The organism is Alloyangia mangrovi (assembly GCF_002300555.2).
Taxonomy (GTDB): domain Bacteria; phylum Pseudomonadota; class Alphaproteobacteria; order Rhodobacterales; family Rhodobacteraceae; genus Salipiger; species Salipiger mangrovi.
On record NZ_NTHN02000014.1, the window covers coordinates 66,691 to 86,811 of the forward strand.

Genomic DNA, 20,121 nt, shown 5'->3' on the forward strand with positions numbered 1-20,121 from the left:
CTCGTCAAACTCTTCCAAACTGCGGCGTTGCGGCGCATAAGGCTGCCGGAAAATGGACAGGACGAAGCGACGTGCAGCAATATACGTTGAGAAAAGGTCTCGATGTCCCGGTGCTGGGGACACCCGTAGGCGGAATCGAAGACGGTGCAGCGGTCCGGACCGTTGCGGTTCTGGGGCAGGATTACATCGGTTTGAAGCCGAGAGTGGCGGTTCAGGAGGGCGATCTGATCGCCGCCGGCGCGCCGATTCTGGCCCATAAGGACACGCCCGAGGTTCAGGTCACGGCACCGGTTTCGGGGCGAATCAAGGCGATCAATCGCGGCCCGCGCCGGGTGCTGATCTCGGTTGAGATCGAGGTCGATCCGAGCGCCGCCGAGCCCGTGGATTTCTCCTCTGTCGGCGACGCCACCACTGCCGAGGGCCTGACTGCAAAGCTCTGCGCCTCCGGCCTGTGGACCTCGTTCCGTACCCGTCCCTATTCGAAGGTGCCCGGCGCCGAGGATCGTCCCGCCGCCATCTTCGTCACCGCGATGGACAGCGAGCCGCTCAGTGGCGATGCCGCGACGATCATCGCCGAGGACGCCGACGCTTTCGCCCGTGGCCTGCAGGCGCTGCCGCTGCTGACCGAGGGCAACGTCTACCTGTGCCAGGAAATCGGCGCGACGGTGCCCGGCGCAGATCTGCCGGGGATCACCGCCGCGGGCTTCTCGGGGCCGCATCCGGCGGGCCTTGCGGGCACGCACATGCATTTCCTCGAGCCGCCCTCGGCCTCCAAGACCGTCTGGAGCATCGGCTACCATGACGTGATCGCCATCGGGAAACTGCTCGAGACCGGCCGTCTCGACGCGTCGCGCATCATCGCCCTGTCCGGCCCGATGTGCGGCCGTCCGCGATTGGTGCGCACCCTCGCGGGCGCCTCGATGGAAGAGCTCTGCGCCGAGGACCTCAAGGCCGGTGCCCCCGTCCGGGTCATCTCCGGCTCGATCCTCAGCGGCCGCATGGGCGCGGGGCCGAACGCTTTCCTTGGCCGTTACGCACGGCAGATCACCCTGATCGAGGAAGACCACAAGCAAATCCCGATGGGTTGGATCCGCCCGATGGGCTCGAAGTTCGCGGTGCAGCCGGTGCTCGGCTCGGCCTTCACCAAGAAGCTCTACGCGCTGACCTCGAACCTCAACGGCGGCCGCCGCGCCATGGTGCCGCTCGGCACCTTCGAGGAGCTGATGCCGCAGGACTACCTGCCGACGCAACTGCTGCGCGCGCTGCTGGTGATGGACACCGACACGGCGCAGGCGCTGGGGGCGCTGGAGCTGGACGAGGAAGACCTCGGGCTCGTTGGCTTCGCCTGCCCGGCCAAATACGAATACGGCATCGCCCTTCGCGACAGCCTCAGCAAGATCGAAAAGGAGGGCTAAGACCTTGGGTCTGCGCAATTTCTTCGATCGGATCGAGCCCCAATTCCTGAAGGGCGGCAGGTTCGAGAAATATTTCCCCGTCTACGAGATGGTGGAAAGCTTCATCTACACCCCGAAGACGGTGACCACCGTCGCGCCCCACGCCCGCTCGTATATCGATATGAAGCGGATCATGACCTACGTGGTCATCGCGACGATCCCCTGCATCCTCTTCGGCATGTACAACACCGGCCTGCAGACCAACATGGCGATCGCCGAGTATGGCGCCTCGGGCTGGCGCGCGGCGATCATCGACGCGCTCGGCATCGGCTTCAACCCGGCCAACCCGCTGGCGAACATCCTGCACGGGCTGCTGTATTTCCTGCCGATCTACATCGTGACGCTGATCGCGGGCGGCATCTTCGAGGTGATCTTCGCCGTGGTCCGGGGCCACGAGGTGAACGAGGGCTTCCTCGTGACCTCGATGCTCTACACGCTGATCATGCCCGCCTCCGCGCCGCTCTGGCAGGTCGCGCTTGGCATCATCTTCGGTGTGGTGATCGGCAAGGAAGTCTTTGGCGGCACCGGCAAGAACTTCCTCAACCCGGCTCTGGTCGGGCGGGCGTTCCTCTACTTCGCCTACCCGGCGCAGATGTCGGGTGACCGCGTCTGGACCCCGGTCGACGGCTTCTCCGGCGCGACCGCGCTGTCGGTCAGCGCCAGCGACGGCGTCGCCTCGCTGCCCGCGCATGGCATCAGCTGGATGGATGCCTTCGTCGGCACGATCCAGGGCTCCTTCGGCGAGACCTCGACCATCGCCTGCCTTCTGGGCCTGGCCTTCCTGCTCGCCACGAAAATCGCCAACTGGCGCCTGATCGTCGGCTGCCTTGCAGGCATGATCGGCTTCTCGGCGCTGCTGAACGTGATCGGCTCCGACACCAACCCGATGTTCGCCATGCCCTGGTACTGGCACCTCGTGGTGGGCGGCTACGCCTTCGGCCTCGTGTTCATGGTCACCGAGCCGGTTTCGGCCTCGCACACCAACGTGGGCCGCTACATCTACGGCGCGTTGATCGGTTTCATGGTTGTGATGATCCGTGTGATCAACCCGGCCTTCCCGGAAGGCATGATGCTGGCGATCCTCTTCGGCAACGTCTTCGCGCCGCTGATCGACTACTTCGTCGTCCAGGCCAACATCAAGCGGAGGGCCAAGCGCAATGTCTGACACCAACGCAAGCAAGGGCTTCATCCGCCGCTTCCTCGACATGCCGCCGGATTCCACCGTCAAGACGGTGACCGTGGCGGTGGTGCTCTGCCTCGTCGCCTCGATGGTGGTGTCGGCCGCGGCGGTTTCGCTGCGCCCGGTGCAGGACCTGAACCGCCTGCGCGACAAGCAGCGTAACGTCCTGGAAGTCGCGGGCGTGTACGAGCCCGGCATGGACATCGCCGAGGCGTTCAGCAATTTCGAGCCGCATGTGCTCGAGCTGGCCACCGGCGAGTTCACCGACCAGTACGAGATCGACACCTTCGAGGAACTCGCGACCTCGGGCGATCCGGCGCTGGTGCGCGCGCTCGATGAGGACCCCGCGGGTCTCGGCGGCAAGCAGCAGATCTTCCAGATGGTCTACATCCTGCGTGACGACGCGGGCGCGATCGACAAGGTTGTGCTGCCGATCGAGGGCTATGGCCTCTGGTCGACGCTCTATGGTTTCATCGCGCTGGAAGAGAACGGCAACGACATCTACGGCCTGCAGTTCTATCAGCAGGGCGAGACCCCTGGCCTTGGCGCCGAGGTCGACAACCCGCGCTGGAAGGCGCTCTGGAACGGCAAGAAGCTGCGTGACGAAGACGGCACGCTGCAGATCACCGTCGCCAAGCAGCCGCCGGCCGCCGGCCAAGACTACTATATCGACGCGCTTGCAGGGGCGACCCTGACTTCGCGCGGTGTCGACAACCTTGTCCGCTTCTGGATGGGTGAACAGGGCTACGGCCCGTTCCTCGAGCGGCTTAAGGCAGGAGAGATCTGATGGCCCAGACCCGCAAATCGCAGCTTGTCGATCCGCTGATCGACAACAACCCGATCACCCTGCAGGTGCTGGGCATCTGTTCGGCTCTCGCGGTGACCTCCTCGCTGAAGGTGGCGCTGGTGATGGCCATCGCCGTGACCCTGGTGACGGCCTTCTCGTCGATGTTCATCTCGATGCTGCGTAACCAGATCCCGAGCTCGATCCGGATCATCGTGCAGATGGTCATCATCGCCTCGCTCGTGATCGTGGTCGACCAGCTGCTCAAGGCCTATGCCTACGAGATCTCGAAGACCCTGTCGGTTTTCGTCGGCCTGATCATCACCAACTGCATCGTGATGGGCCGCGCCGAGGCCTTCGCCATGAGCAACCCGCCGGTGGCCAGCTTCGTCGACGGCATCGGCAACGGTGCGGGCTACGGGCTGATCCTGATGGTCGTCGGCGTGATCCGCGAGCTCTTCGGCTCGGGCTCGCTGTTCGGCGTCACGATCCTGCCGACGGTCAACAACGGCGGTTGGTACGTCCCGAACGGCCTGCTGCTGCTGCCGCCCTCGGCCTTCTTCGTCATCGGCCTGCTGATCTGGGCGATCCGCACCTGGAAGCCGGGTCAGGTCGAAGAGCGTGAATACAAGATCCAGAGCGTGGAGGCGCACTGATGGAAGGTCTCATCTCTCTCGCGGTCAAGGCGGTTTTCGTCGAGAACCTCGCCCTGTCCTTCTTCCTGGGGATGTGTACCTTCATCGCCGTGTCGAAGAAGATCTCGACCGCCATGGGTCTCGGCGTCTCGGTGATGATCGTGCAGGCTATCACCGTCCCCGCCAACAACCTGATCCTGAGCTACCTGCTGGCGCCCGGCGCGCTGGCATGGGCGGGCTTTCCGGACATCGACCTGACCTTCCTCGGCCTCATCTCCTACATCGGGGTGATCGCCGCGCTGGTGCAGATCCTCGAGATGGTGCTCGATAAGTACTTCCCGCCGCTCTACAACGCGCTCGGCGTCTACCTGCCGCTGATCACGGTGAACTGTGCCATTCTCGGTGGCTCGCTGTTCATGGTGGAACGGAACTACGACTTTGCCGAAAGCCTCACCTACGGCGTGTCGTCCGGCTTCGGCTGGGCGCTGGCGATCACCGCGATGGCCGGTGTGCGCGAGAAGCTGAAGTACTCGGACATTCCGGTCGGGCTTCAGGGTCTCGGCATCACCTTCATCACCGCGGGTCTGATGGCCATGGCCTTCATGTCCTTCAGCGGCGTGAAACTCTGAGGCAGGAGGACTAGGAACTCATGGAAACTTTCAGCCTCGGCGTCATCCTCTTCACTCTGATCGTGATCGCGCTGGTGACCGTCATCCTGCTCGCGCGTTCGCGGCTTGTGTCGACGGGCAACGTCAACATCACCATCAACGGCGAGAAGACCATCTCGGTCCCCGCGGGCGGCAAGCTCTTGCAGACCCTCGCCGGCCAGAAGCTCTTCGTGCCCTCCGCCTGCGGCGGCGGCGGCACCTGCGCGCAGTGCCGGGTGCGGGTGCATTCGGGCGGCGGGTCGATCCTGCCCACCGAAGAGAGCCACATCACCAAGCGCGAGGCCGCCTGCGGCGACCGCCTGTCCTGCCAGGTTGCGGTCAAGCAGGACATGGAGATCGAGGTCCCCGAAGAGGTCTTCGGCGTCAAGAAGTGGGAATGCGAAGTCATTTCCAACGAGAACGTCGCGACCTTCATCAAGGCGCTGGTCCTCAAGCTGCCGGAGGGCGAGAACGTCAACTTCCGCGCCGGTGGCTACATCCAGATCGAGGCGCCCGCGCACAAGCTGTCGTACAAGGACTTCGACGTCGCCGAGGAGTACCGGAGCGACTGGGACAAGTTCAACCTGTGGCAGTACGAGTCGACGGTCGAAGAGCCGATCGAACGCGCCTATTCCATGGCGAACTACCCCGAAGAGCGGGGGATCATCATGCTCAACGTCCGCGTGGCCTCGCCGCCGCCGGGCTCGACCGGGATCCCGGCGGGGCAGATGTCGTCCTACATCTTCAACCTCAAGCCCGGCGACAAGGTCACCATCTCGGGTCCGTTCGGCGAGTTCTTCGCCCGCGATACCAAGAAGGAAATGGTCTTCATCGGCGGCGGCGCGGGCATGGCCCCAATGCGCTCGCACATCTTCGACCAGCTCAAGCGCCTCGAGAACCGCGACCGGAAGATCTCTTTCTGGTACGGCGCGCGCTCGAAGCGGGAGATGTTCTTCGTCGAGGACTTCGACGAGCTGGCCAAGGAGTTCGACAACTTCGAATGGCACGTGGCCCTGTCGGACGCGCTGCCCGAGGACGAGTGGAAGGGCTACACCGGCTTCATCCACAACGTGCTCTACGAAGAGTATCTGAAGAACCACCCGGCGCCCGAGGACTGCGAGTTCTACATGTGCGGCCCGCCGATCATGAACCAGTCGGTGATCAAGATGCTGCTGGATCTGGGCGTCGACCGCGAAGACATCATGCTCGACGACTTCGGCGGCTGATCTGGCCCGCAGGATTGGAAAAGGGGGGCTTCGGCCCCCCCTTTTGCGTCTTAGAGATGTTTGCGGTCCGGCTTCCGCCTCACCAGGCGTTGTAGCCGAGATACTTGCCGGACATCTCGATCTTCACCCGGTCGCCCTTTGCGTGCGGCACGCGGCTCACCTCCATGTCGAAGTCGATGGCCGACATGATGCCATCGCCGAACTCCTCGTGGATCAGCGCCTTGATGGTCCGCCCGTAGACGCCGACAATCTCGTAGAGCCGGTAGATGCAGGGATCGGTGGGCACGGTCTGGCTCCAGACCTTCGTGGGGCTTTCCGAAAGCACCTCGGCCGCTTCCTCGGGCAGCTCCAGCAGGGCGACCAGCGCGGCGGCCTTCTCGGGGGGCATGGCGTTCATCCCCACGCAGGCGGAATGGGTCCAGACAGGCGACATGCCGATCGCGGTGGCGATGCCTTCCCAGCTCAGGCCCGCGCGTTTCTTGGCAGAGAGGATCAGCGCGGCGACATCGTCCTTGGTCAGCTCCTGCGGAATGAGTGCGTCTTTCATGGCCTTGCTCCTTCGGAATTGGATCAGCCGCTTAGCTGTGCGGCGAGGAAAAGGCAGAGCAACGCGAGGATCGCGGAGACGCCCTGCCAGAAACGGATTGGATTGCGGGCGGCCAAAGGCCGACGGTGCGCGGCCTGCCAGCCCGGAGAGGGGCGGTGCAGGCTGGTCAGGAATTCCGACAGCGCATCGGGGCGGCGCAGCGGGTCGGGATGCAGGGCGCGGGCCAGCGCCTCGTCCATCCATAGCGGCACTGCGCTCTTGTCGTCACAAGCAGAACGGTAGGCGAGGCGCATCTGGTCGCGGCGCGACGCGATGCGCGCGACCTGCGTGCCATAGGGCAGCAGCCCGGTGAGCATCTCGTAGGCGATGACCGCCAGCGCGAACATGTCCGAGCGCCAGCTCACCACATCGCCCGACAGGTACTCGGGCGCGGTATACTGGTAGGTGCCGGGCATCTCGCCCATGAGGCCGGGTGTTGCCTCCTCTACGCCCGCCACGGCGACCGAGCCGAAGTCGATTATCCGCACGGTTCCGCTTGCGTCGATGAGCAGGTTCTCGGGGCGGATGTCCTGGTGGATCATCTCGCGGCGGTGGAGGGCGCGGAGGCCTCCTGCGACCTGGGTGATGATGCCGCGTACCGCGTCGAGCGAGGGGTTGGGGTGATCGGTCATCCACTGGCGCAGGGTGACGCCTTCGACATATTCGGTGACGCCATAGAGCGCGCTGCGCGGGCCGGGCAGAGGAGCGGGGCGCAGCACGTGGGGGCTGTCGATCCTCCGCGCCACCCAATCCTCGAGCAGGAAGCGGCGGCGGGCGTCCGCGCTCTCGGCGATCTCCGAGGCGGGGATCTTCAGTGCCACCTTCGACCCGTCCGGGGCGGCCGCGAGGAAGACATGGCTGCGCGGCGAATGATGCAGCGCGCGCAGGATGCGGAAGCCGTCGATCTCGTCTCCCGGCCTTGGCAGGGGCGGCAGGGGCAGGACGGAGGCTTCGTCGCCAAGCGCGGCGCTTCCGGGCTCGGGCAGGGCGTCGATGCGCAGCACCTGCGCAGTGAGGTTGTCCGAGCTGCCCCGCTGCAGGGCGAGGCCGACAAGGTGCTCGGCCACGGCGTCGAGATCGGTGGCGCGGTCGAGCGCCGCGCGCAGGTCGCGGCCTGTGACATGGGCGTGGACCCCGTCGGTGGTCAGCAGGAAGACGTCGCCCGCCTGCAGCGCCACGCGGCGGTGGTCGAGCCGCAGCTCGGACGAGACTCCCATCGCGCGCGACAGCATCCCGCCGCTCACGTGGTCCTCGGTAAGCGGCTCGAGGCTTTCGCCCGAAAGCCTCGAGATCCGGCTGTCGCCGACGTGGAAGAGATGCGCCTCGCTGCCTTTCAGGATCATCGCGGAGAGCGTGCAGACGAAGCCCCGGTCGGGATCGCCCGTCGCGACGGCGCGGCTCTGCCCATGCAGCCAGCCGTTGGTGGCCGCGATCACCCGCCCGGCGGCGGTCTGCACGGTCCAGCTCTCGGGGGTGTCGTAATAGTCGGTGACCAGCGCGCCTACCGCCATCTCGGCGGCAGTGCGGGCGTGCGGGCTGCTCGAGATGCCGTCGGCGAGCGCCACCACGGCACCCTTCAGCGCAAGCTGGGTGCCCTCGGGCAGCAGCGCGCCGTGGAAGTCCTGCATCTGCGGCTTCATGCCCTGCCGGGCGTGCTGGCCGAGCGAGAGGTGCAGGCTCTGGGTCATGGCGCTGTCGCGGGGCATCGCGGGCTCGGGAAAGGGAAATGAAAAGGGGCCCCGCACGGTGGCGGGGCCAAAGTTGAGGTCAACGCTTATTCGGCCGGGACACGCACCGCATCGTCATTGCGGACGGCGTTGCGCTTCGGCGATTCACGGAAGTGGGTGGCGTAGATCATCCCGCCCACGAAGGTCAGGCCGCCGACGAGGTTGCCCAGGACCACGGGGATCTCGTTGTAGACGAAGTAGTCGACCCAGGTGAACTGTCCGCCCAGCATGATGCCCGAGGGGAAGAGGAACATGTTGACGATCGAGTGCTCGAAGCCGAGGTAGAAGAACACCAGGATCGGCATCCACATGGCCATGATCTTGCCGCCGGTGGAGGAGGACATCATCGCCGCCACGACGCCGGTCGAGACCATCCAGTTGCACATCACGGCGCGGACGAAGACGGTCAGCAGGCCTGCGCCGCCGGCGGCGGCATAGCCGAGGGTCCGGGCCTCGCCGATGTGGCCGATCTTCTCGCCCACCGCGTTCGGCTCGGTCGAGAAGCCCATGGTGAAGATCACCGCCATCATGACCGCGGTTGTCATCGCGCCCGCGAAGTTGCCGCAGAACACCAGGCCCCAGTTGCGCAGCACGCCGCCCCAGGTGCAGCCCGGGCGTTTGGCGATCACCGCCAGCGGCGCGAGGGTGAAGACGCCGGTCAGCAGGTCGAAGCCCATCAGGTAGAGCATGCAGAAGCCGACCGGGAAGAGCAGCGAAGCGACAAGGAAGTTGCCGGTGTTGACCGCGATGGTCACCGCGAAGGCGGCGGCAAGCGCGAGGATGGCCCCGGCCATGTAGGCGCGGATGAGCGTGTCCTTGGTGGACATGAAGATCTTGGATTCGCCGGCGTCGACCATCTTGGCCGCGAATTCCTTGGGAGCGATATACGACATTTGCGTATCCTTTGCTGAAGGGTTCGGAGCCTGGGGTCAGGCGCCCTGTTCGAGGTTGAGGTAGATGTCCCGACCGTCGAGACGGACGGGGAAGGAGGCGGTGCGGCCTTCGTCGGCGCCGGTGGCGGCACCGGTTTCCAGCGAGATCACCCAGTTGTGCAGGGGGCATGTGACGCAGCCGCCGTGCACGATGCCCTGGCTGAGCGGCCCGTTCTTGTGGGGGCACTTGTCTTCGAGCGCGAAGATCCGGTCGTCCGCGGTGCGGAAGACGGCGATCTTGGTCTCTCCGTTCTCGACGCAGCGCGCGCCCTGGCTGGGGATGTCGTCGATGGAGCCGACGAGGTGCCATGCATTGCTGTCGCGGGTCAGGGCGTTCATTCTGCGGGCTCCACGCTGGCGGGGGTTTCAGCCTCTTCGCCGAAGACGGCGAGCGGCTTGAACTCGTGCTTGTCGACGCCCGAGACGCGCTCGGACCAGGGGTCGGTCTGGGCAAACTGCTGGCTGAAGACGAAGCGCTCGTAGTAGGCGCGGCGGCTGTCCGTATCGTCGAGGATCGCGGCCTTGATCGTGTCGTAGCCGACGCGCTCGGCCCACTTGTAGATGCGCTCGAGGTAGAAGCCCTGCTCGCGGTACATCTGGGTCATGGCGGCGGCGATCTCGATCACCTCCTCCTCGGTCTTCACGGTGCCGAGCTTGGTGGTGCCCTGGATGTGCAGGCCGGCGGCCCCGCCGTAGACGATCTCGTAGCCGCTATCGACGCAGATCACGCCGATGTCCTTGCAGGTCGCCTCGGCGCAGTTGCGCGGGCATCCGGTGACGGCGAGCTTCACCTTGGCCGGCGTCCACGACCCCCAGAGGAACTTCTCGAGCTTGATGCCGAGCCCGGTGCTGTCCTGCGTGCCGAAGCGGCACCAGGTCGAGCCGACGCAGGTCTTCACCGTGCGCAGACCCTTGGCATAGGCATGGCCCGAGACCAGACCCGCGGCATTGAGATCGGCCCAGACGGCGGGGAGGTCTTCCTTCTTCACGCCAAGGAGGTCGATGCGCTGGCCGCCGGTCACCTTCACGTCGGGGATGGCGAACTTGTCCACCACGTCGGCGATGGCGCGCAGCTCGTCCGAGGAGGTCATCCCGCCCCACATCCGCGGCACCACCGAATAGGTACCGTCCTTCTGGATGTTGGCGTGCACGCGCTCGTTGATGAAGCGGCTCTGCTGGTCGTCCTTGTATTCGCCCGGCCAGTCGCTGAGCAGGTAGTAGTTGAGCGCCGGGCGGCACTTGGCGCAGCCGTGTGAGCTCTTCCATTCCAGCTCCTGCATCACGGCGGGGATGCTCTTCAGCCCCTGTGCCTTGATCAGGCGGCGCACCTCGCCATGGCCGAGATCGGTGCAGTCGCACATGCCCTCGGCCTTCTTGGCGAAGGTCTCGCCGAGGGTCAGCGCCATGACCGACTCCACGAGGCCCGTACAGGTGCCGCAGGAGGCGCTGGCCTTGGTATGGGCGCGCACTTCTCCGAGCGACGTCAGCCCTTTGTCGGTGATGGCCTGCACGATCTTGCCCTTGCAGACGCCGTTGCAGCCGCAGATCTCGGCATCGGCCGAGAGGTTGGCGACGGCGGCCAGCGGATCGGCGTCCATCCGGCCGCCCTGATGCGCCTGCCCGAAGATCAGCGTCTCGCGCATCGCCGAGACGTCCTCGCCGGACTTCAGCAGCTCGTTGTACCACATGCCGTCGGCGACATCGCCGTAGAGCACCGCGCCGATCACCCGGTCGTCCCGTAGGATCACCCGGCGGTAGCTGCCGCGGGCGGCGTCGCGCAGGACCACGTCCTCGCGGTCCGGGCCGTCGCCGAAGTCGCCCACCGAGTAGAGGTTGATGCCGGTGACCTTGAGCTTGGTCGGCGTCTCGGCATGGGCAAAGGCAGCCTCGGAGGGGCCGGCGAGATGCTCGGCCGCGACCTTTGCCATCTGGTAGAGCGGGGCGACCAGACCGTAGACGCGGCCATCCACCTCGGCGCATTCGCCGAGGCTGAAGACGTCCGGGTCGGAGGTGCGCATGGCAAGATCGGTCTGGATGCCGCGGCCCACCTCGAGCCCGACCTCGCGGGCCAGATCCACCGAGGGGCGGATGCCCACGGCCATGACCACCAGCGAGGCGTCGATGACCGTGCCGTCTTCCAGCTCGACGCCCTCGACCTCGCTTCCGCCGAGGATCGCCTTGGTGTTGGCACCGCAGCGCACCTCGATGCCGCGGCTTTCCAGCTCTTTCTGCAGCAGGTAGCCGGCGGCGGGGTCGAGCTGGCGCTCCATCAGGGTCGGCATGAGGTGCAGCACGGTCACGTCCATGCCGCGCGATTTCAAGCCGGCGGCGGCCTCGAGACCAAGCAGGCCGCCGCCGATCACCACGGCACGGCCACCCCTCGAGGCCGCCCGCAGCATTCCGTCCACGTCGTCGAGATCGCGGTACGCCAGCACGCCGGGCAGCTTGTGCCCCGGCACGGGGATGATGAAGGGCGAGGAGCCAGTGGCGATCACCAGCTTGTCGTAGGCGGCGGTGATCCCGCTGGCCCCGGTGACCTCGCGGGCGACACGGTCGATGCCGGTGACCTTCTCGCCGCGGTGCAGGGTGATGCCGTGCTCTTCGTACCAGGCGTCGCCGTGAATGATGATGTCTTCGAAGGTCTTCTCGCCCGAGAGCACTGGCGAGAGCATGATGCGGTCGTAGTTCACCCGCGGTTCGGCGTTGAAAATGGTGACGTCATAGGCATCGGGGGCCGCCTCGAAGAGGTGCTCCAGAAGGCGGCCGGGGGCCATGCCGTTACCGATGATGACGAGGCGCTGCTTGGACATGAGGGGACTCCGGTTTCAGCGAGAAGCGGAACGGGAGATCCCGGGCCGCGGCGATTTCTGTCAGGGAAAACGGAAGATTGGCGCTTGCGTGATCCCACGGTCCGACATGTGTCGGAGCGAAGATGCAGCGCCATTGCTGCCTGCCCGCTTGGGGCTCTTGACGGAAATTGCCGCGCCGTTGCGGCGGGGTCGCGGCGTTTTGCGACCCGGTACAGTCACTCGTTACGTCCGAATGTCATTTTCGCGCAATAGGGCTTATCCGCGGTGCGGCAAATTTTGCGAAAATTGCCCCTCTGCGCCGGGATGCTGCGCGGCCGCTGCGCAGGATCGGCGCAGCTTGCGACAATTTTCATCAGCGTTAGGATGCAGGGGAACCGGTCCAAAGGGGTCTTTTCGCCGCCTCCGCGACCACGCTCGGCCTTTCGGGGGCCGTCAGAACTCGTAAAGTTCCAGCGGCAGCCCGTCGGGATCGGCGAAGAAGGTGAACCGCTTTCTGGTCAGCTGGTCGATCCGCACCGGCTCGACCTCCACCCCGGCGGCTTCGAGCCAGCGAACGGCCTCGGCCACATCTGCCACGCGGAAGGCGAGATGACGCAGTCCCTTCGCCTCGGGGCGGGAGGGGCGCTCGGGCGGCTCGGGAAAACTGAAGAGCTCGAGCTGTCCGCCCCCCGGCACCGCGAGGTCGAGCTTCCAGCTACCGCGTTCGGCGCGGTGGGTCTCGGCGATCACCTCGAGCCCCAGCAGCTCGACATAGAAGGCGCGGCTACGGGCATAGTCGCCGCAGATCAGCGCCACGTGGTGCAGGCCCTGGAGCATGGGGCATCCCTTCTTGGTTGCTGGCTCTTTTATGGCGTGTGGCGGGGACCGGTCCAATGCGAAACATTCCAGGCGTGGGCGTTTACGTCTCGTTCAGAGTCTGGGCGCAGGCTTTCGGCCAAAGGAGCCGCGCCATGACTGTGCCGATCTCGTCCACCCAGAGCTTGCCGAGCCTATTCGGCAGCCTGTCCTTGTCGTTTCTCCGCGCCAGCGCCGGGACCGGCGGCGCGAGCGCCGAGGTCGGGCTGACCTCCGCCGCGCTCGCCCGGGGCAGGGGGACGGCGACAGAGGGGACCGAGTCTCAGGGGACCGAGACGCAGGCAACCGGATCATCGCTGCGCGCCACGGAAACCCGGGTCGAGGCACGGGCCGAGGCACGGGCCGAGGCCGAGGGAGCAGAGGGCCGTGGCTTGGGCGAGGCACGCGAGCGGGGGCTGCAGCGCATCCGAACCCGGATGGATCACATGGCCAGGGCCTTGTCGCGGCTGCAGGCGGGGGGGCGTCGCGATCTACTCGGGCGCCTCGGCGGCCAGCTATTCCAGCGCCGACGCCCAGGCGAGCTTTGCCAGTTACGGCGGCAATGATGCGCTTTCGGTCAGGGCGGGGAACCTGTCGCAGGTCTATACCGGCGCGGGGCATGATGCCCTCGCGCTCTCGGCGCAGCGGATCGAGGGGGTCTACACGGATGTCGACCCGCAGGGGCGCTCGCCGGGGGGCAATGACGCCGTGGCGATCCAGGCAGCCGAGGTGTCGTCGGTCTACACCGGCGGCGGCAATGATGCGATCGCCATCGCCGCGCGCCGCGTGTCGGGCATCTACAGCGGCTCCGGCAGTGATGCGGTGAGCATTGCCGCCGACATCGTGCGCGACATCTATACCGATCCGCACCCGCGCGCCCGCAGTGCCGGGGGCGACGACACGGTCACGCTGCAGGCCCGGCAGGTCGCGTCGGTCTATACCGGTGCCGGATCCGACGCGGTCACCATCCGGGCCGGCAGCGTGGAGAGCATCTACACGGGTCGGGGCGACGACGCGGTGACCCTCGCGGCGGGGGTGGTCGGCGGCATCTACACCGGCGCAGGGCGCGATGCGGTGAGCATCACGGCCGTGACCGGGCGGGCGACTCTGCCGCGGTCGGGCGACGCGCCTCCCGCTGCCGACCAGACGCCCGAAGCGTGGCTGCGCGCCGCGCGCAGCCCTGTCGCCGACATCGACACCGGGGCGGGGGACGACGCGATCACGCTGACCGTGGCCGAGGTGATCTCGCTGGAAGCGGGGCGGGGTGACGATGCCATCACGCTCGGCGGCGGCACGGTGGCGCTGCGCTACGCGGCGGGGGACGGGAACGATACCGTGCAACTGGCGCCGGGCACCGAGGTGCTGGTGCAACTGGGCGAGGATATTGCCGACTGGTCGGTCACGCAGGACGGCGACACGCTGCTTCTGCAGATCGGGGAAGGATCGATCCGTTTCGAGGGCGTTGGCTCCAGTGGGGCGCTCGGCGTCACCCGGCTTGGCGATCCCGAGGTTACGCTGTTGCACGCGCGGGTGCAGCTGGACGCGGTGGTCTGACGCGCCGCGTCAGACGAACTGCTCTCGGATCAGCCGCTCTTCCAGCCCGTGGCCCGGGTCGAACATCACCCGGTGCGCCACATCCGGGGCCGAACGGATGTCGACCCGCACCACATCGCGCACCGACTCGCTGTCCGCCTCGGCCATCACCGGGCGTTTCTCGTGCTCGAGCACCTCGAAGCTGACCTCCGCGGCCTTGGGCAGCAGCGCCCCGCGCCAGCGCCGCGGGCGGAAAGCGGCGACGGCGGTCAGCGCCAGCACCTCGGAGCCGATGGGCAGGATAGGCCCGTGGGCCGAGTAATTGTAGGCGGTCGAGCCGGCGGGGGTGGCCAGCAGCGCACCGTCGCAGACCAGCTCGGGCAGGCGCAGCTTGCCGTCCACGTGGATCGCCAGCCGCGCCGCCTGCGGGCCGGTGCGCAGCAGGGAGACCTCGTTGATCGCCAGCGCCTCGTGCACCGTGCCATCGACCGTGGTGGCGGACATGGCAAGCGGGGTGATCACTGCCTCCTCGGCCTCTTCCAGCCGCTCCTCGAGCCGGTGCTCGGAATAGGCGTTCATCAGGAAGCCGACGGTGCCGCGGTTCATGCCGTAGACCGGCACGTTCAGCTCCTGCGTGCGGTGCAGGGTCTGCAACATGAAACCGTCGCCCCCGAGCGCCACGATCACATCGGCACCGCGCTCGGCATGATCGCCATAGCGACGCGACAGCGCGGCTTGGGCCGCCTGGGCGATCGGCGCGCGCGAGGCGCAGAAGGCAATTCTCAGAGACATGGGGTTGTGGCGGTCCTGCGGTTTCCTGTCCCGTCCGGGATGTTCCGAAACAATCACAAGTTTTCCTCCGCCGCCAGAGACGCCGGAAGAGAAACACAGGCTGTCGCTTTGGCATCTTTGCGTTACGCGCGGTTTCCTTTACTCAGGCGCCGGAACTCGAATCCTTGACCCCCGGAGACTGCCCATGACCGCCGCGCCCAGCGACACCGGCTTTTTCACCGAAGAGCTTTCCTCCCGCGATCCCGAACTCTTCGCATCCATCACCGGCGAGCTTGGCCGCCAGCGCGACGAGATCGAGCTGATCGCCTCAGAGAACATCGTCTCGCGCGCCGTCATGCAGGCGCAGGGCTCGGTGCTCACCAACAAGTATGCCGAAGGCTACCCGGGCAAGCGCTACTACGGCGGCTGTGACTGGGTCGACGTGGCCGAGAACCTCGCCATCGACCGCGCCAAGCAGCTCTTCGGCTGCGAATTCGCCAACGTGCAGCCGAACTCCGGCTCGCAGGCCAACCAGGGCGTCTACCAGGCGCTGATCCAGCCCGGCGACACCATCCTCGGCATGAGCCTCGACGCCGGTGGTCACCTGACCCATGGCGCCAAGCCCAACCAGTCGGGCAAGTGGTTCAACGCCGTCCAGTACGGTGTGCGCAAGCAGGACAACCTGCTGGACTACGACCAGGTCCAGGAGCTGGCGAACGAGCACAAGCCCAAGATCATCGTCGCCGGCGGCTCGGCCATCCCGCGCCAGATCGACTTCGCCAAGATGCGCGAGATCGCCGACAGTGTCGGCGCCTACCTGATGGTCGACATGGCGCATTTCGCGGGCCTCGTGGCCGGCGGCGAGCACCCCTCGCCCTTCCCGCACGCGCATGTGGCCACCACCACCACGCACAAGACCCTGCGCGGTCCGCGTGGCGGCATGATCCTGACCAATGACGAGACCATCGCTAAGAAGGTCAACTCGGCGATCTTCCCCGGCATCCAGGGCGGCCCGCTGATGCATGTCATCGCCGGTAAGGCCGTGGCCTTCGGCGAGGCACTGCGCCCCGAGTTCAAGGACTACGCCAAGCAGGTCATCGCCAACGCGCAGGCGCTGTCGGAGCAGCTGATCAAGGGTGGCCTCGACACGGTGACCCATGGCACCGACACCCACGTGGTGCTGGTCGACCTGCGCCCCAAGGGCGTGAAGGGGAACGCCACCGAGAAGGCCCTCGGTCGCGCGCATATCACCTGCAACAAGAACGGCGTGCCGTTCGACCCGGAAAAGCCGACCGTGACCTCGGGCATCCGCCTCGGCTCGCCTGCCGGCACCACCCGCGGCTTCAAGGAAGCCGAGTTCCGCAAGATCGCCGACTGGATCATCGAGGTCGTCGACGGTCTCGCGGCCAACGGTGAAGAAGGCAACGCCGAGGTTGAAGCCAAGGTGAAGGGCGAGGTCGAGGAATTCCTCAAGGGCTTCCCGATCTACCCGACCCTCTGAGCGTCGGTTCGGTGAGAGACTGAAGGGCGGGCCCAATAAGCCCGCCCTTTTCCGTTTCGCCGCGCCGCGGGGGGCGACGGGCGAGGCGGTCGGCAAATACATGCGCCCGGCATCTATTTTTCTGCCGCCCCCTTGGCGACGCAATGAAAACCGGCTCTACCTTGGCGGAAGGCCCCTTCGCTTCCGTCGCTTCCAAGGGCCGGCGACCAGCCCCCGAGCCACATGCCCACCAAATCCGCGTCGCCCCTCACCGTCCTGCGCATTCCCGCCTTCCGGTCGCGCTGGACCGCCTCCATGGCCTCGAACCTCGGCACGCTGGTGCAATCGGTCGGTGCAGGCTGGATGATGACGCAGATCTCGGACAGCGATGCGATGGTGGCGCTGGTGCAGGCGGGGGTGACCGTGCCGACCATGCTTTTTGCCGTCTTTGCCGGAACGCTCGCGGACAACTTCGACCGCCGCCGGGTGATGATCGGGGCGCAGCTTTTCATGATGGCCTCGGCTTCGCTGCTCTGCGCGCTGGCGTGGTTCGACCTGCTGACGCCCTGGCTGCTGCTCGTTCTGACCTTTTTGATCGGCACCGGCTCGACCTTCTTCAACCCGTCCTGGCAGGCGTCGCTTGGCGACATCGTGCCGCGCAACGACCTGCCCTCGGCGGTGACGCTCAACTCGATGGCGTTCAACGCCATGCGCTCGATCGGACCGGCGATCGGCGGTATCATCGTCGCCGCCGCAGGGGCCGCCGCGGCCTTTGCGCTCAACACGGTCAGCTACCTGCCGATGATCGCGGTGCTCTGGCGCTGGAAGTCGCCACCGCCCGAGAGCAAGCTGCCGCCCGAACCGATGCGCTTCGCGGTGGGCTCGGGGCTGCGCTATGTCGCCATGTCGCCGAACCTGATGAACGTCATGGGCCGCGCCTTCCTCTTCGGCTTCGGCTCGGTGGCAGTGCTCTCGCTGTTGCCGCTGGTGGCGCATGAGAGGCTGGGTGGAGACGCTTCGACCTTCGGCATAATGCTCGGCTGCTTCGGGGTCGGCGCCGTGATCGGGGCACTCAACAACGCCCGGCTGCGCGACCGCTTCGACAACGAGCACCTGGTGCGCTTCGCTGCTGCCGCGGCGATGATCGGCACGGCGATCCTGTCGGTGGCGCCGACGCTCTGGGCCTGCCTTCCGGCGCTGATGCTGAACGGAATGGCCTGGACGGTGGCGCTCTCGCTGCTCAACGTGACGGTGCAGCTCTCGACCCCGCGCTGGGTGGTGGGCCGGGCGATCGCGCTCTACCAGTCGGCCAGCTTCGGCGGCATGGCGGCGGGCAGCTGGGTCTGGGGCTCGGTGTCTGACGGCTGGGGGCTGGGCGTCGCGCTGGCCGGTGCGGCCTGCCTGCTGGCGGTGGCGGCGCTGGTCGGCTTCAAGATGCCGCTGCCCGAGTACAGCGACCTCGACCTCTCGCCGCTCGACCGGTTCAAGGAGCCCGCGCTGCAGCTCGACCTGAAGATGCGCAGCGGTCCCATCGTGGCGGTGACGCAGTTCGAGATCGACCCGGACGACGTGCCGCAGTTCCTCGCCATCATGGCCGAGCGGCGGCGGGTGCGGATCCGCGACGGTGCGCAGAACTGGGTGCTGATGCGCGACCTCGAGGACCCGCGGATCTGGGAAGAGACCTATCACGTGCCCACCTGGGTCGAATACATCCGCCACAACACCCGCCGCACGAAGGCCGACGGCGGCACCTACGAGCGCCTTCTGGCGCTGCACCGGGGCGAGGCCCGCCCGCACACCCGCCGGATGATCGAGCGCCAGTCGATCCCCCGCCGCAGGGGCGGGGTCTACGACTTCAACCTCTGAGCCCTCAGGTGTTGGTCTCCTCGTCGTGCCCCTCGTCCCCGGCGCGGAACGAGGTCACCCGGTCCTCGCGCGCGTAATAGGGCTCGCCTTCCTCGGGGGTCTTGTCGGCGGGCCGGCCCGGCTCGGCCTTGCCCGCCTTCCCTTTGCCTGCATCGCCGAAGGGAAGGCCGGCAGGGGCGGCCATATGCACGTGCATGTCGGCCTGCGGGAAGGGGATCGAGATGCCCTCGCGGTCGAAGGCCTCCTTCACCTGCCGCGTCAGATCCCAGTAAACGGTCCAGTAGTCGTCGACCTTGGTCCAGGGACGGCAGACGAAATCCACCGAGCTCGCCCCCAGCGCGTTGACCCGGATCACCGGCGCTGGATCCTCGAGGATCAGCGGATGCTCGGCGACCACCTGTTCGAGCACCTCCTGCGCCTTTTCGATCGAGTCGTCGTAGCCGATGCCGAAGGTCAGATCGACGCGGCGGGTGTCGCTGGCGGTGGTGTTGGTGATCACGTCGCCCCAGACCTTTGAGTTCGGGATGACGATCACCTGGTTGTCGGGGGTGACCACGGTGGTCGAGACGATCGACACCGATTTCACGGTGCCGCCGGTGCCCGCGACGGTGACGTAATCGCCCTCGTCGAAGGGGCGGTTGATCATGATCATCAGCCCCGCCGCGAGGTTGCCAAGCGTGTCCTGCATGGCAAAGGCGATGATGAAGGAGGCACCGCCCACCAGGGCGAAGAGCGGGGTCACGTCGATCCCCAGCGCGCTCAGCACGATCATCAGCCCGAAGGCGATGGTCAGCCAGTAGATCACCATGAGAATGAAGGCCTGCAGCAGCTTCGACAGGTCCGGTACGCGCGACAGCCCGCGCCGCGCGACGCCGCGAACCGTCCGGGCGATGATCAGCAGGCCCAGCAGCGAGCCGACGATCACCGCCACGCGCAGCGCCAGCTTGATGCCGCCATCCTCGTCCGTCGCCCAGTTCACCGCCTGCGCCAGCAGGGTGCGCCAGTCGGCGCGCTGGGTCTCGTCGACATGGATCGCGGCGCGGTAGGCGCGGAACTTCGCGACCTCGGCGGCGTCGCCGCCCTTGGCCTCAAGGCCGTCGACCACGGTCGAGAGGTTCTCGAAGGCATTGTTGCGCAGCTCCACGAGCTGCGTCAGCCGCTCGCGCGGCACCTCGGTCTCGCCGGAGCTTTCCTTGGCGAGCACGGCGAGTTGCTCCTCGACGACCGCCTTGGTCATGCCCTTGGCCATGTTTTGCCAGGCGAGGGCGAGTTGACCCATTTCCTCGGCGGTGAGGGGCAGCGAGCGGATCGCAAGTTCCTCCGAGGGGATGGAGGGATCGGTGAGCGCGGCGATCAGGTCCGCATCGCTTTCGGCGGGCAGCGGCGCGTCGGCGGCGCCCTTCGCGCCGATCACCTGCTGGCTCGAGGTGATCGCCTGGCGGGCGCGCTCTTCGGCGCTCTCGATCGCTTCCTCGGCGGGGGAGGGGGGGCTTTCCGCCTCGCTGCTTTCAGCGGGCGGCGGGGTGTCGGCGGTTTCTTGCGCGGCCAGGTCCGTGGCGGCCTGAACCATAAGCAAGACAAGGAGAACACGGAGAAACGGCAGTATCGCGCGCGGCATGCGGGCCTCGTTAAAAAAATGGTTTTTCAAAGGGGTAA

At 66.7% G+C, this 20,121-nt stretch carries 17 protein-coding genes; 9 read left to right on the plus strand and 8 right to left on the minus strand.

From position 1 onward, the window contains the following. Positions 1-71: 71 nt before the first annotated feature. Genes CLG85_RS09845 through nqrF form a run of 6 tightly spaced genes read left to right on the plus strand, consistent with a single transcriptional unit; the run spans position 72 to position 5,926 of the window. Positions 72-1,415: a Na(+)-translocating NADH-quinone reductase subunit A gene (locus CLG85_RS09845; RefSeq protein WP_095882820.1), complete on the plus strand. Its 1,344-nt coding sequence runs from the start codon at positions 72-74 to the stop codon at positions 1,413-1,415. A gap of 4 nt (positions 1,416-1,419) precedes the next feature. Then, positions 1,420-2,619: an NADH:ubiquinone reductase (Na(+)-transporting) subunit B gene (locus CLG85_RS09850; protein ID WP_095882821.1), complete on the plus strand. Its 1,200-nt coding sequence runs from the start codon at positions 1,420-1,422 to the stop codon at positions 2,617-2,619. Next, entirely contained in the window at positions 2,612-3,421 is an 810-nt protein-coding gene (locus CLG85_RS09855; protein WP_095882822.1) for a Na(+)-translocating NADH-quinone reductase subunit C, read from the plus strand. The genes CLG85_RS09850 and CLG85_RS09855 overlap by 8 nt, the downstream gene beginning before the upstream one ends. Beyond that, on the plus strand, positions 3,421-4,074 hold the full coding sequence (locus CLG85_RS09860) for an NADH:ubiquinone reductase (Na(+)-transporting) subunit D (RefSeq protein ID WP_095882823.1): 654 nt from the start codon (positions 3,421-3,423) through the stop codon (positions 4,072-4,074). The genes CLG85_RS09855 and CLG85_RS09860 overlap by 1 nt, the downstream gene beginning before the upstream one ends. Continuing rightward, positions 4,074-4,682, plus strand: a complete 609-nt coding sequence (gene nqrE, locus CLG85_RS09865) for an NADH:ubiquinone reductase (Na(+)-transporting) subunit E (RefSeq protein ID WP_095882824.1) — start codon at positions 4,074-4,076, stop codon at positions 4,680-4,682. Before CLG85_RS09860 ends, nqrE begins: the two co-directional genes overlap by 1 nt. Before the next feature lie 20 nt (positions 4,683-4,702). Continuing rightward, on the plus strand, positions 4,703-5,926 hold the full coding sequence (gene nqrF, locus CLG85_RS09870) for an NADH:ubiquinone reductase (Na(+)-transporting) subunit F (protein ID WP_095882825.1): 1,224 nt from the start codon (positions 4,703-4,705) through the stop codon (positions 5,924-5,926). A 79-nt stretch (positions 5,927-6,005) separates the two neighbouring features. Here nqrF and cynS read toward each other — a convergent pair whose 3' ends face one another. The 6 genes from cynS to gloA2 all read right to left on the minus strand — a co-directional run bounded on the left by cynS (position 6,006) and on the right by gloA2 (position 12,797). Beyond that, the gene (gene cynS / locus CLG85_RS09875) at positions 6,006-6,473 is read right to left on the minus strand and encodes a cyanase (protein ID WP_095882826.1); all 468 of its coding nucleotides are present in this window, start codon (positions 6,471-6,473) and stop codon (positions 6,006-6,008) included. 23 nt (positions 6,474-6,496) lie between these two features. Continuing rightward, a complete protein-coding gene (locus CLG85_RS09880; RefSeq protein ID WP_217989769.1) occupies positions 6,497-8,218 on the minus strand; it encodes a bifunctional protein-serine/threonine kinase/phosphatase in 1,722 nt (573 codons plus the stop codon). A 68-nt stretch (positions 8,219-8,286) separates the two neighbouring features. Further along, positions 8,287-9,132 (minus strand): formate/nitrite transporter family protein, encoded by an 846-nt coding sequence (locus CLG85_RS09885; protein ID WP_095882827.1) that lies wholly within the window; start codon positions 9,130-9,132, stop codon positions 8,287-8,289. 36 nt (positions 9,133-9,168) lie between these two features. Beyond that, positions 9,169-9,510, minus strand: coding sequence for a nitrite reductase small subunit NirD (gene nirD, locus CLG85_RS09890; protein WP_095882828.1), 342 nt, complete (start codon positions 9,508-9,510; stop codon positions 9,169-9,171). Further along, positions 9,507-11,981 (minus strand): nitrite reductase large subunit NirB, encoded by a 2,475-nt coding sequence (gene nirB / locus CLG85_RS09895; RefSeq protein WP_095882829.1) that lies wholly within the window; start codon positions 11,979-11,981, stop codon positions 9,507-9,509. The genes nirD and nirB overlap by 4 nt, the downstream gene beginning before the upstream one ends. Positions 11,982-12,413: 432 nt before the next feature. Then, positions 12,414-12,797 carry an SMU1112c/YaeR family gloxylase I-like metalloprotein gene (gene gloA2 / locus CLG85_RS09900; RefSeq protein ID WP_095882830.1) on the minus strand — a complete coding sequence of 128 codons (384 nt, stop codon included), beginning with the start codon at positions 12,795-12,797 and terminating at the stop codon, positions 12,414-12,416. A 405-nt stretch (positions 12,798-13,202) separates the two neighbouring features. Here gloA2 and CLG85_RS09905 point away from each other — a divergent pair, with 405 nt between their 5' ends. Beyond that, a complete protein-coding gene (locus tag CLG85_RS09905; protein WP_260348802.1) occupies positions 13,203-14,369 on the plus strand; it encodes a hypothetical protein in 1,167 nt (388 codons plus the stop codon). Positions 14,370-14,378: 9 nt separating this feature from the next. Here the strand turns inward: CLG85_RS09905 and CLG85_RS09910 are convergent, their stop codons facing one another. Next, the gene (locus CLG85_RS09910; RefSeq protein WP_095882602.1) at positions 14,379-15,140 is read right to left on the minus strand and encodes an NAD kinase; all 762 of its coding nucleotides are present in this window, start codon (positions 15,138-15,140) and stop codon (positions 14,379-14,381) included. Positions 15,141-15,324: 184 nt separating this feature from the next. Here CLG85_RS09910 and glyA point away from each other — a divergent pair, with 184 nt between their 5' ends. Both glyA and CLG85_RS09920 read left to right on the plus strand, forming a co-directional pair. After that, on the plus strand, positions 15,325-16,620 hold the full coding sequence (gene glyA, locus CLG85_RS09915; protein WP_095882603.1) for a serine hydroxymethyltransferase: 1,296 nt from the start codon (positions 15,325-15,327) through the stop codon (positions 16,618-16,620). Between the two features lie 222 nt (positions 16,621-16,842). Then, positions 16,843-18,465, plus strand: coding sequence for an MFS transporter (locus CLG85_RS09920; protein ID WP_095882604.1), 1,623 nt, complete (start codon positions 16,843-16,845; stop codon positions 18,463-18,465). 4 nt (positions 18,466-18,469) lie between these two features. Here CLG85_RS09920 and CLG85_RS09925 read toward each other — a convergent pair whose 3' ends face one another. Next, a complete protein-coding gene (locus CLG85_RS09925) occupies positions 18,470-20,083 on the minus strand; it encodes a mechanosensitive ion channel family protein (RefSeq protein ID WP_235865410.1) in 1,614 nt (537 codons plus the stop codon). Positions 20,084-20,121: the final 38 nt, after the last annotated feature.